Origin of the sequence: Paucibacter sp. KCTC 42545, assembly GCF_001477625.1 — a bacterium.
Lineage (GTDB): Bacteria > Pseudomonadota > Gammaproteobacteria > Burkholderiales > Burkholderiaceae_C > Paucibacter_A.
The window spans coordinates 3238711-3252814 of sequence record NZ_CP013692.1 but is presented as its reverse complement, the minus strand read 5'-3'; the positions used below and the strand labels follow the sequence as shown (position 1 = coordinate 3252814).

Here is a 14104-nt window from a genome sequence, read left to right as displayed (position 1 = left end):
AAATGGGTGGTCGATGAGGGGGAACCCGACCCCTCAAACCGAGGGCCGAATATGTCATCGGGCGTCATATTCGGGCGCTAGTATCAGTTGCAGTGCCTGAGTGAATCGGGCGCAAGCGCCGGGCGTGCACGCGCTGCCAAATTTTGCTGGCGCAGCCGACGAGTCCGGACCCTCGGTATCTTTTTGACGATGCAAACTCCATGAAACTCAAACCCCTTGCCGCCTTGCTGGCGGCTGTGTTTGCCGCACCGCTGGTGCTGGCGTCTACATCCGGCGTGGTGATCAGCCAGGTCTACGGCGGCGGCGCAGCCACCTCCGGTTCGCCCTCGTTCAAATACGATTACGTTGAGCTGTTCAATGCCGGCTCGGCCCCCGTCAATCTGACGGGTTACTCGCTGCAATACGGCAGCGCCACCGGCACCGGCAACTGGAGCGTGTCGGCACTGAACAATCTGGCCAATCCGGTGCTGGCACCCGGCCGCTATCTCTTGATCCGCCAAAACACGGGCACTGGCGCTCTGGGCGCTGACATCACCACCCAAGACGGCACCGGCACCCTCACCATGGCAGCGGCCAGCGGCAAGGTGGCCTTGGTCGGCAATACCACTGCACTGAACGGCGCGAATCCCAGCGGCGGCGCGCTGATCGACATGGTTGGCTACGGCAGCAGCAACGGCTTTGAAGGCGCCTCCACACCGGTCTTGAACAGCACGACCTCGGCCCTGCGCAAGAACAATGGTTGCACCGACAGCGACAACAACAGCGCTGACTTCAGCCTCGGCACCCCGATGTTGCGCAATTCGGCGACACCGGCAAACGTTTGCGGCGGCGGTTCTGTCGCTCAACCCATCATCGCCACCTGCCCGGATGCCTCGAGCGCTTCTGGCGTGGCCGGCAATTTCTTGCTCAGCGCGACCGACGCCGACAGCCGCGTCAACAGCGCCCAAATCAGCGGCAACTGGCCGGCCGGCGTGACCCTGGGCACCTTCACTGCGGCAGCCGGGGCCGGCGGCGTGGCTACGCAGTCGGTCAGTGTGACCGGCGCTGTGCCGGTGGGTAGCTATCCCCTGAGCCTGCAGTGGAGCAATAACGACGGCCAGCAGGCTTCGTGCAGCTTCAATCTGGCGGTGACGGGCCTGAGCCCGATCTACAACATTCAAGGCAGTGGCGCCAGCAGCCCGCTGGTCGGCCAGACCGTCAGCACCCGCGGCATCGTCACCCATGTGGTGGCCACCGGCTTCTACATGCAAGACCGCCTGGGTGATGGCGATGCCAGCACCTCGGACGGCATCTTTGTCTACACCGTCACGGCGCCCACCGTCGCTGTCGGCGCAGAAGTCTCGCTGAGCGGCCAAGTCGCCGAGTTCACGGCCGGCCAGGGCACCATCACCCAGCTGAAGAACATCACTGGCCTGAGCACGCTGAGCACCGGTAACGCCATCACGCCCACCCCGGTGGACCTGACGACGCTGGCACCTGGCGGTCTGGAAGCCTATGAGGGCATGCTGGTCACGCTGACCGGCCCCATCACCGTGCAGCAGAACTACTTCCTGGGCCGCTATGGTCAGCTGACCCTGGCCGCAGGTGGCCGCCTTCTGCAGCCCACCAATGTGATGCGCCCCGGTGTGGACGCGCAAAACCTGGCCAGCGCCAATCTGGCCCGCGCCATCATCCTGGACGACAACAGCTCGGCCCAGAACCCTGCCGTGATCCCCTATCTGGGCGCTGACAACACGATCCGCGCCGGTGACACGGCCGAGTCGCTGACCGGCGTGATCGACTTCGGCCCCGCCACGGCCAATGCCACCGGCGCCTCGATGTACCGCCTGCAGCCCACCGTGGCCCCGGTCTTCGCACGCAGCAACCCGCGCCCCCTGACGGCACCTGCCGTGGGTGGCAATGTACGCGTGGCCAGCGCCAATGTCTTGAACTTCTTCACCACCTTCACCAACGGCCAAACGGCCGCCGGTGGCACCGGCCAGGGTTGTTCCTTGGGCGGCGCGGTCTCGGCATCGAACTGCCGTGGCGCCGACAACCTGAACGAGTTCCAGCGCCAGATCGCCAAGACCGTGGCCGAGCTGAGCACGCTCAACGCCGATGTGGTGGGTCTGATGGAGATCCAGAACAACGGCGACGTGGCTTTGCAAACCCTGGTGGGTGCGCTCAATGCCAAGATGGGCGCGGGCACCTACGCCGCCGCTCCGCTGCCGGCTCAAGGCACCGGTGACGATGCCATCCGCGTGGCCATGATCTACAAGCCCGCCACGCTCAAGCTGGCGGGCGCCTCGATCTCCGACAACAACGCCATCAACAACCGGCCGACCTTTGCCCAAGGTTTCCAGGCCCCCAATGGCGAGCGCTTTGCGGTGGTGGTGAACCACTTCAAGTCCAAGAGCTGCTCGGGTGCCAGCGGCGTCAATGCCGACCAGGGCGATCTGCAGGGCTGCTACAACGCTCAGCGTATCGAACAGGCGCTGCAGTTGCAGAACTTCATCAACCAGGTGAAGACCACAGCCGGCACGCAAGATCTGGTGCTGCTGGGTGACTTCAACTCCTACGCGCAAGAAGACCCGATCCACACGCTGACGCAAGACGGTCAGATCGTGGACCTGGTGGGCATGTTCGAGCCGGCCGACTACTCCTACGTCTTCGACGGCTTCGCCGGCCGTCTGGACCATGGCTTCGGCAGCGCCAGCATTGCGAGCAAGGTCACGGGCGCCACGTCCTGGCACATCAACGCCGATGAGCCGCTGGTGATCGACTACAACACCGAGTTCAAACCGGCGGACTTCTATGCCCCCACGCCTTTCCGTTCGTCCGACCATGACCCCATGGTGCTGGGCCTGAACTTGGTGAAGAGCATCAAGGGCACGGCTGGCAACGATGTGATCGTGGGCACGCCCGGTGACGATGTGATCGAAGGCGGCCTGGGTCGTGACACCCTGACCGGCAACGGCGGCCATGACCAGTTCGTCTACAACACCGGCGCCGATGGCCTGGACACCATCACCGACTTCAAGCCCGGTATTGACCAGTTGGTCTTCACCGGCTTGCTGCGCAATGTCGGCATCAGCAGCAGCGATCCGCTGGCCCAGGGCTTTGTGACCTGCTCCGCCTCCGCCGGTGGAGCCCTGATTGGCTACGACCCTGACGGTGCCGCCGGCCCCGCCAAGTCACGCCCCGTGGTCGCGCTCAAGGGCGTGGCCTGCGCGGCCGTGCAAGCCAATAGCTTCAAGTTCTAATTCGAGGAGAACCCCATCATGATGTTCCGTAAAACCACCCTCGCCCTGGCCTTGGGCCTGGCCAGCCTGGCTGCCCAAGCCGCCAGCTTCAACTTCAATGGCCAACTCGACGCTGGCCCCTTGCTGGGCCAGAGCTTCAGCGGCCAGTACAGCTACGCCGACGCCGCGCTAGGCGGCGTGGGTTCTGAGAGCTTGTCGTTGACCAGCTTCAGCCTGAGCTTTCTGGGCCACAACTACGGCTTGGCCGATGCCAGCTTGGCGCCGACCGCTGACTTCCAGGACGGCGTGTTCCTGGGCCTGAGCTATCAGTACGCCAGCCCCACGGCGCAGCTGAACATGACCTCGGGTAGTTTTGATGCCAGCGACGCGTACTTGAAGTACCAGCCAACGTCGGGCATTGAGAGCTCGGGCGCCTACGCCATCAGCGCCGTGCCTGAGCCTTCGAGCTGGGCCTTGAGCTTGGCCGGCTTGCTGGCCTTGGGCATGTTGGTTCGCCGCCGCCAGGCTTAAGCCTGAGCTAGCGTCGAGGGGGGCCGGACAAGTTCTTAATAAGTCCGGCTGCCCTTGAACTGCGCATGCTGGCGCCGCTGCAAGGTGGTGCTGCGGCTCATGGCCGCGAAGCTCACGCTGGCATGCGCGTGCATGATGGCCAGGCCCAGGGCATCGGCGGCGTCTTTGCCGGGCTCGCCGGGCAAGCTCAAAAGGCGCTGCACCATCAACTGCACCTGCTCCTTCTTTGCATGGCCGTGGCCCACCACGGCCTTTTTCATTTGTAGCGCGGTGTACTCCGACACCGCCAAGTCGCAAGACACCAGGGCGGTGATGGCCGCGCCGCGCGCCTGGCCCAAGAGCAAGGTGGACTGCGGGTTGACGTTGACGAAGACGATCTCCACCGCTGCGCAAGTCGGCTGATAACGCGCCGTCACTTCCCGCACACCGTCGAAGATGATTTTCAAACGCGCCGGCAAGTCACCGGTGGCCACGGCGCTGGTCTTGATGGTGCCGCTGGCGATATAGCTCAGGCGCGGCCCATCCGCCTCGATGACGCCAAAGCCCGTTGTCTGTAGACCGGGGTCAATACCGAGGATACGCATGGTGTTTGAGGCAGCCAATGGGATGAAGTTGTGAAGGGTTTCAGCGCAGGCTCATGTCCGCGCAGCGGACGTGAAGGCGCGCAAGCGCCGGCCGGAGCTAAAGCCCGTTGTTTGTAGACCGGGGTCAATACCAAGAATTCTCATCAACTCGCCCACCTGAAATACCACCGCACCGAGTGAAAGAATACCGGTGCCGAAAAGCACAGCACCGCGATGCGGTCCAGCAGGCCCACCGCACCGGTGATGGAACTTTGATTGCCCCAGTAGCGCACGCCGGCATCGCGCTTGAGCGCTTCCATCACCAGGGCACCGAAGCTGCCCGCTCCAGCCGCAGCCGCGGCCATCAGCATGGCTTGCCAGACATTGAAGGGAGTGATCCAGAACAGTGCTGCGCCCAGCAGCGCGGCCCCCAGCACGCCGGCCCACCAGGCGCGCATGGAGAAGTCGCGGTCAACATGGCGGGCCAGCGGCCGGCGCCGCAGCCAGGTGGCGGCGCGTTCCTCGGCCAGATGACCGCCGCTGACCACAATCACCAGAAAGAACAGCAAGAACGCGCCACGGCCGGAGTAGCTGGGCATGTCCAGCAGCAGCAGGGCGGGGGCATGCGAGAGGCCGTAGATGCAGACCATGATGCCCCACTGAATCTTGGCGTTACGCTCCAGAAAATTGCGCGGGTCACCGGCCAGGGCGCTGACCACCGGAATGGCCAGAAAGCTGTAGACGGGGATCAGCACGGTGAAGAGATTGAACTCCCGCAAGCCCACCACCAAGTATTGCAGTGGCAGCAGCACGAAGAAGGCCAGCAGCAGGCTGCGGTGGTCACCGCGGCGGGTGTGCAGCAAGGTGATGAACTCCCGCAAGGCCAGGAAGGACAGCACGCCAAACAGCACCGTCGCCCCCACCGGCCCCGAAACCCAAGCGGCCCAGAAGATGCTGGCGCCCAGCCACAACATGCGCAACTCATGATGCCAGCGGCGGCGCCGCGCCATCACGGCCTCGTCGGTGCTTTCGCTTTCGCGCAAGCTCATCAAAAAGCTGCTGCAACTCAGCAGCACCAGGGTGCTGAGCAAGGCGATGAAGAGCAGGGCGGTTTGCTGGTGCGGCGCCAGCTTTTGCAGCAAGGCCATCATGGGCGTTCACCTGCGGGGCGCTGCGCCAACACCGCGGCGCGGGCGCGTTCGAGGAAGGCGCGTTTGTCCTCGCCCGCCTCCAGGTGTAGCGGCTCGCCGAAGGTCACGGTGCACAGAATCGGTACCGGCACCACTTCGCCCTTGGGCATGACGCGCTGGACGTTGTCGATCCAGGTTGGCACCAGCACGACTTGCGGGAACTGCTCGGCCAGATGGAAGAGCCCGGCCTTGAAGGGCTGCGGCTCGCCTTTGTTGGAACGGGTGCCTTCGGGGAAGATCACCAGCGAGTCGCCGGCCGTCAGCGCGTCCGCCAGCGGTTCGAGTGGATCATCATCCGGCGTGGCGCGGGTGCGGCTGACGTAGACGGCGTTGAACACGGCAGTGGTGAGCCAGGTCTTGAGCGGGCTGCTGGTCCAGTAGTCACGCGCGGCGATGGGGCGGGTCTGGGCGCGCATATCCCCGGGCAGGGCGGCCCAGATCAGCACCCAGTCGAAATGGCTTTGATGGTTGGCGAAATAGATGCGCTGCTCGGCCTTCGGCGGGCAGCCCTTCCAATGGCCTTGGGCGCCGGTGATCAGCCGCGCCAGGCCGGCCAGAAAATGGCCGGTGAATTTGGCAAGAGACATGCCGCCATCCTAGCCCGGATGTTTCACGAGGGATGCGGGAATTGCGGGAGTCCAGGCCGCAGCCAATGGCGCTGAGACGGCCGCAGCCGATGCCCCGTGGCATCGGCGAGGAGTTGAAGCGTCAGGGGCAAGGTCTGGGCCGCGCAAGCCCGCGTAGGCCCTGTAGGCGAAATGGATAGAACGTCGAAGCGAGAGAACGTCGTGTTCATCAGTGCTGTGGACCAGCCGGGGCCGACCTCGTGAAATATCCGGGCTAACCCGGAACGTCGGGCCAGCCCGGAGTTCGCTTGCCGCAAGCGCCCCGGGCCTGACTGAGCGCAAGCTCAGGCCCAATTCAAGCCAGTTGCACCGCCTTGCCGCTGAGGCTTTGCGCCAGGCCGGTGGCCAGGCGCGCGGCCAGGGTGTAGACCGTGACCTGCGGATTGGCGCCGATGCTGGTGGGGAAGAGCGAGCCGTCATGCACCGACAGGTTCTTGAGCTGCCAATGCCGGCCGTCTGGCTGCACCACGCCGCGGCTGGCCTCGGCGGCCAAGCTGCAGCCGCCCATCACGTGGGCGCTGCCGACCACGGTCAGGAAGGGCTTGTAGTCCAAACGTGCAATCGCGGCTTTGGCGGCCTCCCAGCTGCCGTAGTCAGCGGCCTGTTCGTGGCCGGGGCGCACGGTCTTGGCGCCGGCGGCGAATTGCAGCTCGGCCATGCTGAGGTGGGCGCGGCGGGCGCCTTCCAGCAAATAGTCGCTCAAGGTGTAGGCCAGGGCGGCGCTGCCGTCGGACTTGAGGCTCACTGTGCCGCCGGGCGACTCGGCATGGAAGCCGTCGCGCAGCAGGGCGATGCCCACATGGGTGTGCGGATAGGCTTTGACGCGCGGGCCCAGCTCGGCGCCGAAGCCACCCAGATTGGTCATCGCAAAAGCCGGGTGCACCGGCGCGGTTTCGAGCTTGAAACCGACCGGGCCGTCCACCGGATGCTGGTGCAGGAAATGGTCGGAGAAGACGCTCATGGGCGCGCCGGCCCAACCCTGCACGGCCTCGGGCATGACGGCGCTGCTGACCAGGGTGGGGTGCAAAAAGGTGCGCTTGCCCAGCAGCTTGTGCGGGTCGGGCGCGCCCGAGCGCATCAGCAGAGCGGGCGAGTTGATGGCGCCACCGGCCAGCACGAAATGCTTGGCCGTGATGCGCAGCGGCGCACCATTGGCATCGCCATTGAGGTGGATGGGTTGGCAGATCAGTGCCGCCACCCGGTCGCCCTGCAACTCGTAGCGCTGTGCGCGCGTTTGCACCAGCAAGGTGGCGCCCAGATCAAGCGCCGCCGGAATGGTGGTGACCAGCATGGACTGCTTGGCATTGGTGGGGCAGCCCAGGCCGCAGGAGCCCAGGTTCCAGCAACCCTTCACATTGCGATGCATCTTGACCGGCTCGGCGCCAATCTTCAGCGCGCCGCGCCGCAGCACATCGTTATTGGCATTGGGCTCGCCCATCCACTCACCGATATTCAGCCGCCGCTCCACCTGCTCAAACCAGGGCCCCAGGGCCGCGGGCGTCATATCGCTGAGGCCGTATTTGCTGGCCCAGACTTCCAGCGTGGAAGCCGGCGTGCGGAAGGCCCCTGCCCAGTTGACCGTGGTGGAGCCGCCCACGCAGCGCCCTTGCAGGATCGGCATGGTCTGCTCGGTGTTCTTGCGGCCACCGGCTTCTTGGTACAGCTGGCCATAGGCCTCGGCTTCGAGCTGGCGGAAGTCGCTGCTGGAGCGCAGCGGGCCTTCTTCCACGATGATGATCTTGAGGCCGGCCTTGGTCAGCAGCTCGGCCGTGATGCCGGCGCCCGCGCCACTGCCGACAATCAGCACATCGCAGTCCAGCTGAGCCGGTGGGGCGCGGAAGGCGCCGTCCAGCTCGGTGCCGAAGACCTTCCAGCCGCGAGCCAGACCCTCTTTGATGGGGTCGGCGATCTTGGGTTTATTGCTTTGTTCTTGGCTCATGCTCAGGCGAATTCTCGGGGTCCGGGGTAGCCCACTTGCGGCCAGTTGCTGGCATCGCTGAAGAAGACCAGGCAGTTGAGGTCACGCAGGGCGTGGTAGATCTGTTGGCGCACGTCGAGGCTGGATAGGCGCATGCCGTCCAGCACCGCTTGCACCTCGGCCACCGAGGCCTCGGCCCAGTCGGTCTTCAGGCCGGTCAGCGCCAGGCGGCCGGCGCTGCTGCTCAGCAGGCTCAGCACCTGACCGAGCTGTGCGCGAACCTCGGCCGGAAAGCCTGCGATATTGGCATCCACCTGGGCCAGCTGTTGATCAAGCCGGGCCTCGCGCTGCACCGCGTTCTCGGGCCACAGGCCGTCCAGCACGCTCAAGGCTACTTTGCGCATCAGGACGCGAGCGTCGGGGCTGAGTTTGCCGTCCACCAGGCCGGGGCGCAGCAGGGCCACGCCGGTACCGGCCAGGCCCAGCAGCACCGCGCTGCCCACGCCCAGCTGCAGCCAGCGTCGTCGATTCATCATGCTCAAGCGAGTCTCCATTTTTTGTTTGATCCGAGGCTAACCGCTGCCTGCCCCGGTGCCAAGCGTGTTGGCCCTTGCCTAGAGTTTGCGGTCTATTTGCCGAATGGTCGCAAGGGTGACAGCGCAAGGGCGTGCGCTGGCCGCTGGCTTGGTGGATGATGGGCGAACTCTGCTGATTCCATTCGCTATGACCACCGCACTGCCCACCATCGCTTTCGACAATAGCTACGCGCGCGAGCTTGAAGGCCTGTATGCCCATGTGCAGGCCAGCCGGGTCCCGGCGCCGCGCCTGCTGCGTTTCAACCAGGCCTTGGCGGCCGAGCTGGGCTTGGACTTGGAGGGATTTGACCAAGCCACCTTGGCAGCCCTGTTCGCCGGCATGGAGGTGCCGGTGGGCGCCACGCCGCTGGCGCAAGCCTATGCGGGCCACCAGTTCGGCGGCTTCTCACCTCAGCTGGGCGATGGCCGTGCCTTGCTGTTGGGCGAGGTGATTGATGTGCAGGGCCGGCGGCGCGATATCGCCTTGAAGGGTTCGGGGCGCACGCCTTTCTCGCGCGGCGGCGACGGCAAGGCGGCCGTCGGGCCGGTGCTGCGCGAATACTTGGTGGGCGAGGCCATGCATGCGCTGGGCGTGCCCACCACGCGGGCGCTGGCGGCGGTGAGCACCGGCGAGCAGGTGCAGCGCGAAGGCCTGCTGCCCGGCGCGGTGCTGACGCGAGTGGCGGCTAGCCATGTGCGGGTGGGCACGTTTCAGTATTTCGCCGCGCACGGCGAGATCGACAAGCTCCGCCGCCTGGCCGACTATGTGATTGCGCGGCACGACCCCCAACTGCTGGGTAGCGCCGAGCCCTATCTCGGCTTGCTGCAGGCGGTGGCCGAGCGCCAGGCGGCGTTGATTGCGCGCTGGATGCATCTGGGCTTCATCCACGGGGTGATGAATACCGACAATATGACCATCTCCGGCGAAACGATTGACTACGGCCCCTGCGCCTTCATGGAGGCCTATGACCCCGACGCGGTCTTCAGCTCGATCGACCGGCAGGGCCGCTACACCTACTCGAACCAACCGCAAATCGCGCGCTGGAACCTGGCCCGCTTGGCCGAGGCCTTGCTGCCGCTGATGGGCAGCGATGTGCAGCGCGCCATCGATCAGGCCATGGCGGTGCTGGACGACTTCCCGGCGCGGTATGAGGCGCACTGGCTGCAAGGCGCGCGCGCCAAGCTGGGTTTGTTGGAGGCCCAGGACGGTGATCTTGAATTGGCGCAGGATTGGTTGAACCTGCTGCACACCCAGGCGGTGGATTTCACTCTGGCCTGGCGGCATCTGGCGGCAGTGGCCGATGGCGCAGCGCCACAGGGTCAGGTCTTGCCTCCGAGCGCCTTGCAGGCCATGTTTGCGGATGCCGGTGCATTGAATGCCTGGCTCGCCCGTTGGCAGGCGCGCTTGGCCAGCGAGGCGGCCCAGCCCCCGGCGCAGTGCGCTGCAGCGATGCGGGCCGTCAGCCCGCTCTACATTCCGCGCAATGCCTTGGTGGAGGAGGCCTTGAGTGCCGCCAGCGATCATGGGGATCTGATGCCCTTCGAGCAGCTCTTGGCGGTGCTGAGCCAGCCTTTCGTCGAGCGCCCCGGCCTGGACCGCTACGCCCAGCCCGCGCCTGCGGAGGTGACGGCGAACTACCGCACTTTCTGCGGCACCTGAGGGCTCGATGAGCAGATGGCCGCTCGCTTGAACGAGGCCGAGCTTAGCGCGAAGCCTTAATCGGCATGGCCTTCCAGCATGGCTTGCAGTTTCAGCACCGTGTGCCAGTTGCGTGAAGTGGCGGCCTCGCCGGTGGCGCGGGCAAAGTCCTTGGCCAGTTTGGAATCGATCACGCCGCTGGCGCAATGCAGATAGGCGGCCCGCTCACCCAGGGCAAAAGCCTCATCGCCCCAGTCTTGCTGAAGCAGGGCTTGGGCCTTGGCTTGGGTTTGCGCGGAGGCCAGAAAGGCAACTAGCAATTGGGACGGGTCGGCTTGCCGCTGCAGCAGACTGTTCTGCGCGATTACCTCGTGCAATTCGCTGGCGCTGACAACGATCACCGCAACTGAAAAGCCGCAGCGATGCTCGATGGCAGCCGCAATCGCCGCCGCCGCGCCACTCAGTTGGCTTGGCGTGGCCTTGAACAGCGCGTTGCCGCTATTGAGCAAGGTGCGCACCTCGGTGAAGCCCAAGGTGTCGCTCAAGATCTCGCGCAAGTCCGCCATGGCGATGCGCTTGGCCTTGCCCACATTGATGCCGCGCAGCAGGGCCACGCAAGCGATGGCTTGGGTTTTACTCATGCCAGCTGCGGCCATGAATGAAGCCCCGCGCGGCGTAGCGGCGCGGGGCGTGCGCCGGGCTGCTGCAGGAGCCCGGCTGATCCATCAGTGACGGAAGTGGCGCACGCCGCTGAACACCATGGCGATGCCGCGCTCGTTGGCGGCGGCGATCACCTCGTCGTCGCGCATCGAGCCACCGGGCTGGATGACGCTGGTGGCGCCGGCATCAACAACCACATCCAAGCCGTCTCGGAAGGGGAAGAAGGCGTCGCTGGCGACGGCCGAACCTTGCAGGGTCAGACCCGCGTTCTCGGCCTTGATCGAGGCGATGCGGGCCGAGTCGATGCGGCTCATTTGGCCGGCACCCACGCCCAGGGTCATGCCGCCGGCGCAGAAGACGATGGCATTGCTCTTCACGTACTGAGCGACAGTCCAGGCGAACAGCAGGTCTTGCAGCTCTTGCGCGGTGGGCTGCTTGGTGGTGACCACCTTCAGATCGCTGGCCTTGAGGAAATGGTTGTCCGCGGTTTGCAGCAGGATGCCGGAGCCGACGCGCTTGCTGTCGACGGCATTGCGGCCTTGGCTGAAGGGCGTGGCGCCGCCCGCGGGCAGGGCGATTTCCAACAGGCGCACATTCACCTTGGCGGCGAAGATGGCGCGCGCTTCATCGCTGAAGGCCGGAGCCATCAGCACTTCAACGAACTGCTTGGAGACATGCTGGGCAGCGGCCGCGTCCACCGGGCGGTTGAAGGCGATGATGCCGCCGAAGGCGCTGGTGGGGTCGGTCTTCAAGGCCTTGGCATAGGCTTCGGCCGGGTTGGCACCGATCGCCACGCCGCAGGGGTTGGCGTGCTTGATGATGACGCAGGCGGGGGTGTCAAAGGCTTTGACGCATTCCCAGGCGGCGTCGGCATCAGCGATATTGTTGTAGCTGAGCTCCTTGCCTTGCAGTTGCTTGGCGGTGACCAGCGAGCCGGGGGCGGGGAAGAGGTCGCGGTACAGGGCGGCGGTTTGGTGCGAGTTCTCGCCGTAGCGCAGGTCTTGCACCTTGACGAAGGTGGAGTTCATCTGGCCGGGGTACTCGGCCAGGCTGCCGTCGTCTTGGCGGGCGCTCAGGTAGTTGCTGATGGCCGCGTCATATTGGGCGATGCGATTGAAGGCAGCCACGCTGGCGGCGAAGCGAGTCTTGTCGCTGGTCTTGCCGCTGGCCTTGAGTTCTTCCAGCACGCCGGCGTATTGGGAGGCGTCGGTCAGCACCGTCACGTCTTTCCAGTTCTTGGCGGCGCTACGCACCATGGCCGGGCCGCCGATGTCGATGTTCTCGATCGCGTCTTCCAGCGTGCAGCCGGGCTTGGCCACGGTGGCTTCAAAGGGGTAGAGGTTGACGGCCAGGATGTCGATCATGGTGATGCCGTGCTGGGCAGCGGCGGCCATGTGCTCGGGGAAGTCGCGGCGCGCCAGCAGGCCACCGTGCACCTTGGGGTGCAGGGTCTTGACGCGGCCGTCCAGCATCTCGGGGAAGCCGGTGTGGTCAGCCACCTCGGTGACGGGCAGGCCCGCGTCAGCCAGCAGCTTGGCCGTGCCGCCGGTGGACAGCAGGCGCACGTTCAGGGCGTGCAGTTCCTTGGCGAATTCGAGGATGCCGGTCTTGTCGGACACGGAGATCAGAGCAGTGAGTTGAGACATGGCGTTACTTCTTGGCTAAGTTTGAATTCAAAAAATCGGGCCGGCAGGCTGGCTGGCAATCGGGCGGTCTTTGGTGGCCGCGCCCCTCAAGGGATCAGCTTGTGCTCGGTCAGCTTGCGCCGCAAGGTGTTGCGGTTGATGCCCAACCACTCGGCCGCCTTGCTTTGGTTGCCGGCGGCGTGCTGCATCACCACTTCGAGCAGGGGCTTCTCCACCAGGTGGATCAGCATCTCGTGCATGGAATGGGGTTCTTCGCCTTCGAGGTCGCGGAAATAGACCTCCAGGTTTTCGCGCACGCAGGCATCGATGGGTTTCGGTGTCATGCCAGCGGCCTCAGTTCTTTTTGTTGGTTTGCATTCATAGTCATCGCATATTCATCGTCTGCGTCCGAACCTGCCATTGTTGGCTCGCCTTGCGGCTTGGCAAGATAGGGCAAGCGCTCATAGTCCCCCGCCATGCGGGCGAACCATTGGCGCAGGGCGCTGATTTGCGCCTCGCAGCTTTCCAGCAGGTTCATCGCCTGGCGGAACTCTTCACCACCGGGCAAGTCACGCACCGCCCAGCCGATGTGCTTGCGCGCGGTGCGCATGCCGGTCAGGCTGCCGTAGAGCGTGTAGTGTTCTTGCAGGTGTTCCACCAGCCAGTCGCTGGCCTCCACCACGGTGGGGGCGGGCAGGGTCTGGCCGGTGCTCAGGTAATGGGCGATCTCGCGGAAGATCCAGGGCCGGCCTTGGGCGGCACGGCCAATCATGATGGCGTCGGCGCCGGTGTGGGCGAGCACTTCGCGGGCCTTCTCGGGCGAGTCGATATCGCCATTGGCCACCACCGGAATCTGCAGCGCAGCCTTGACGGCGCGGATGGTGTCGTATTCGGCTTGGCCCTTGTAGCCCTGCTCGCGGGTGCGGCCATGCACCGTCACCATGGCCACGCCGGCGGCTTGGGCGCCCAGGGCCAGCTTGACGGCGTTTTTCTCGCTCTCACACCAGCCGGTGCGCATCTTCAGGGTCACCGGCACGCCATGCGGCGCTGCGGCCTCGACCACGGCGCTGACGATTTGCAAGGCCAGCGGTTCGTCTTGCATCAGCGCCGAGCCGGCCCATTTGCTGCACACCTTCTTGGCCGGGCAGCCCATATTGATGTCGATGATCTGCGCGCCGCGGGCGATGTTGTAGGCCGCGGCCTCGGCCATCATGGGCGCGTCGGTGCCGGCAATCTGCACCGCGATGGGGCCTTGCTCACCCTCATGATTGGCGCGGCGCGAGGTCTTCAGGCTGTTCCACAAGTCCTTGCGCGAAGTCACCATCTCGCTCACCGCGTAGCCTGCCCCCATGCGGCGGCACAGCTGGCGGAACGGCCGGTCGGTGACGCCGGCCATGGGCGCCACGAACAAGGCGTTGGCAAGACGATGGGAGCCAAGCTGTGGGCCAGGCATTGGGGAAGACATGCGGGTGCGGACGGACGGAAGGTGGGGGCTGCAGTTCAGGCGCAGAGATGGCGCTGGCTGCACAAAAAAGAGGCAAGAGTATAAAGCCCTT

General features: G+C 65.3%; 12 protein-coding genes. 3 read left to right on the top strand and 9 right to left on the bottom strand.

Annotation, left to right across the window (positions count from 1 at the left end; all coding sequences use genetic code 11):
- Positions 1-200 precede the first annotated feature (200 nt).
- Positions 201-3242, top strand: a complete 3042-nt coding sequence (locus AT984_RS14125; protein ID WP_058720638.1) for an ExeM/NucH family extracellular endonuclease — start codon at positions 201-203, stop codon at positions 3240-3242.
- Positions 3243-3260: 18 nt separating this feature from the next.
- Positions 3261-3752: a PEP-CTERM sorting domain-containing protein gene (locus tag AT984_RS14120; RefSeq protein ID WP_058720637.1), complete on the top strand. Its 492-nt coding sequence runs from the start codon at positions 3261-3263 to the stop codon at positions 3750-3752.
- A gap of 35 nt (positions 3753-3787) precedes the next feature.
- On the opposite strand, the gene ruvC is transcribed toward AT984_RS14120, so the two are convergent.
- From ruvC to AT984_RS14095, 5 genes are all read right to left on the bottom strand, one after another.
- Positions 3788-4336: a crossover junction endodeoxyribonuclease RuvC gene (gene ruvC, locus AT984_RS14115; RefSeq protein ID WP_058720636.1), complete on the bottom strand. Its 549-nt coding sequence runs from the start codon at positions 4334-4336 to the stop codon at positions 3788-3790.
- A 143-nt stretch (positions 4337-4479) separates the two neighbouring features.
- Positions 4480-5466 carry a phosphatidate cytidylyltransferase gene (locus AT984_RS14110; RefSeq protein WP_058720635.1) on the bottom strand — a complete coding sequence of 329 codons (987 nt, stop codon included), beginning with the start codon at positions 5464-5466 and terminating at the stop codon, positions 4480-4482.
- Positions 5463-6092, bottom strand: coding sequence for a lysophospholipid acyltransferase family protein (locus AT984_RS14105; RefSeq protein WP_058720634.1), 630 nt, complete (start codon positions 6090-6092; stop codon positions 5463-5465). The genes AT984_RS14110 and AT984_RS14105 overlap by 4 nt, the downstream gene beginning before the upstream one ends.
- 334 nt (positions 6093-6426) lie before the next feature.
- Positions 6427-8070 carry a GMC family oxidoreductase gene (locus AT984_RS14100; protein ID WP_058720633.1) on the bottom strand — a complete coding sequence of 548 codons (1644 nt, stop codon included), beginning with the start codon at positions 8068-8070 and terminating at the stop codon, positions 6427-6429.
- A 2-nt stretch (positions 8071-8072) separates the two neighbouring features.
- Positions 8073-8585 carry a hypothetical protein gene (locus AT984_RS14095; RefSeq protein ID WP_058720632.1) on the bottom strand — a complete coding sequence of 171 codons (513 nt, stop codon included), beginning with the start codon at positions 8583-8585 and terminating at the stop codon, positions 8073-8075.
- Positions 8586-8772: 187 nt separating this feature from the next.
- Between AT984_RS14095 and AT984_RS14090 the strand changes: the two genes are divergently transcribed.
- Entirely contained in the window at positions 8773-10284 is a 1512-nt protein-coding gene (locus AT984_RS14090; protein WP_058720631.1) for a protein adenylyltransferase SelO, read from the top strand.
- Positions 10285-10340: 56 nt separating this feature from the next.
- On the opposite strand, the gene AT984_RS14085 is transcribed toward AT984_RS14090, so the two are convergent.
- The 4 genes from AT984_RS14085 to dusB form a co-directional block, all read right to left on the bottom strand.
- Positions 10341-10904 carry a DUF1697 domain-containing protein gene (locus AT984_RS14085; RefSeq protein WP_058720630.1) on the bottom strand — a complete coding sequence of 188 codons (564 nt, stop codon included), beginning with the start codon at positions 10902-10904 and terminating at the stop codon, positions 10341-10343.
- 84 nt (positions 10905-10988) lie between these two features.
- Complete coding sequence (gene purH / locus AT984_RS14080; protein ID WP_058720629.1) at positions 10989-12569, bottom strand: bifunctional phosphoribosylaminoimidazolecarboxamide formyltransferase/IMP cyclohydrolase; 1581 nt, start codon at positions 12567-12569, stop codon at positions 10989-10991.
- 86 nt (positions 12570-12655) lie between these two features.
- Positions 12656-12892, bottom strand: coding sequence for a helix-turn-helix domain-containing protein (locus AT984_RS14075; protein WP_058720628.1), 237 nt, complete (start codon positions 12890-12892; stop codon positions 12656-12658).
- A complete protein-coding gene (gene dusB / locus AT984_RS14070; RefSeq protein WP_231741427.1) occupies positions 12889-14013 on the bottom strand; it encodes a tRNA dihydrouridine synthase DusB in 1125 nt (374 codons plus the stop codon). Before dusB ends, AT984_RS14075 begins: the two co-directional genes overlap by 4 nt.
- Positions 14014-14104 lie beyond the last annotated feature (91 nt).

Excerpts from the sequence above, each read along its gene's own strand:
- AT984_RS14125 (WP_058720638.1), top strand. The coding sequence starts at position 201 with ATGAAACTCAAACCCCTTGCCGCCTTGCTGGCGGCTGTGTTTGCCGCA.
- AT984_RS14120 (WP_058720637.1), top strand. The coding sequence starts at position 3,261 with ATGATGTTCCGTAAAACCACCCTCGCCCTGGCCTTGGGCCTGGCCAGC.
- ruvC (WP_058720636.1), bottom strand. The coding sequence starts at position 4,336 with ATGCGTATCCTCGGTATTGACCCCGGTCTACAGACAACGGGCTTTGGC.
- AT984_RS14110 (WP_058720635.1), bottom strand. The coding sequence starts at position 5,466 with ATGATGGCCTTGCTGCAAAAGCTGGCGCCGCACCAGCAAACCGCCCTG.
- AT984_RS14105 (WP_058720634.1), bottom strand. The coding sequence starts at position 6,092 with ATGTCTCTTGCCAAATTCACCGGCCATTTTCTGGCCGGCCTGGCGCGG.
- AT984_RS14100 (WP_058720633.1), bottom strand. The coding sequence starts at position 8,070 with ATGAGCCAAGAACAAAGCAATAAACCCAAGATCGCCGACCCCATCAAA.
- AT984_RS14095 (WP_058720632.1), bottom strand. The coding sequence starts at position 8,585 with ATGATGAATCGACGACGCTGGCTGCAGCTGGGCGTGGGCAGCGCGGTG.
- AT984_RS14090 (WP_058720631.1), top strand. The coding sequence starts at position 8,773 with ATGACCACCGCACTGCCCACCATCGCTTTCGACAATAGCTACGCGCGC.
- AT984_RS14085 (WP_058720630.1), bottom strand. The coding sequence starts at position 10,904 with ATGAGTAAAACCCAAGCCATCGCTTGCGTGGCCCTGCTGCGCGGCATC.
- purH (WP_058720629.1), bottom strand. The coding sequence starts at position 12,569 with ATGTCTCAACTCACTGCTCTGATCTCCGTGTCCGACAAGACCGGCATC.
- AT984_RS14075 (WP_058720628.1), bottom strand. The coding sequence starts at position 12,892 with ATGACACCGAAACCCATCGATGCCTGCGTGCGCGAAAACCTGGAGGTC.
- dusB (WP_231741427.1), bottom strand. The coding sequence starts at position 14,013 with ATGTCTTCCCCAATGCCTGGCCCACAGCTTGGCTCCCATCGTCTTGCC.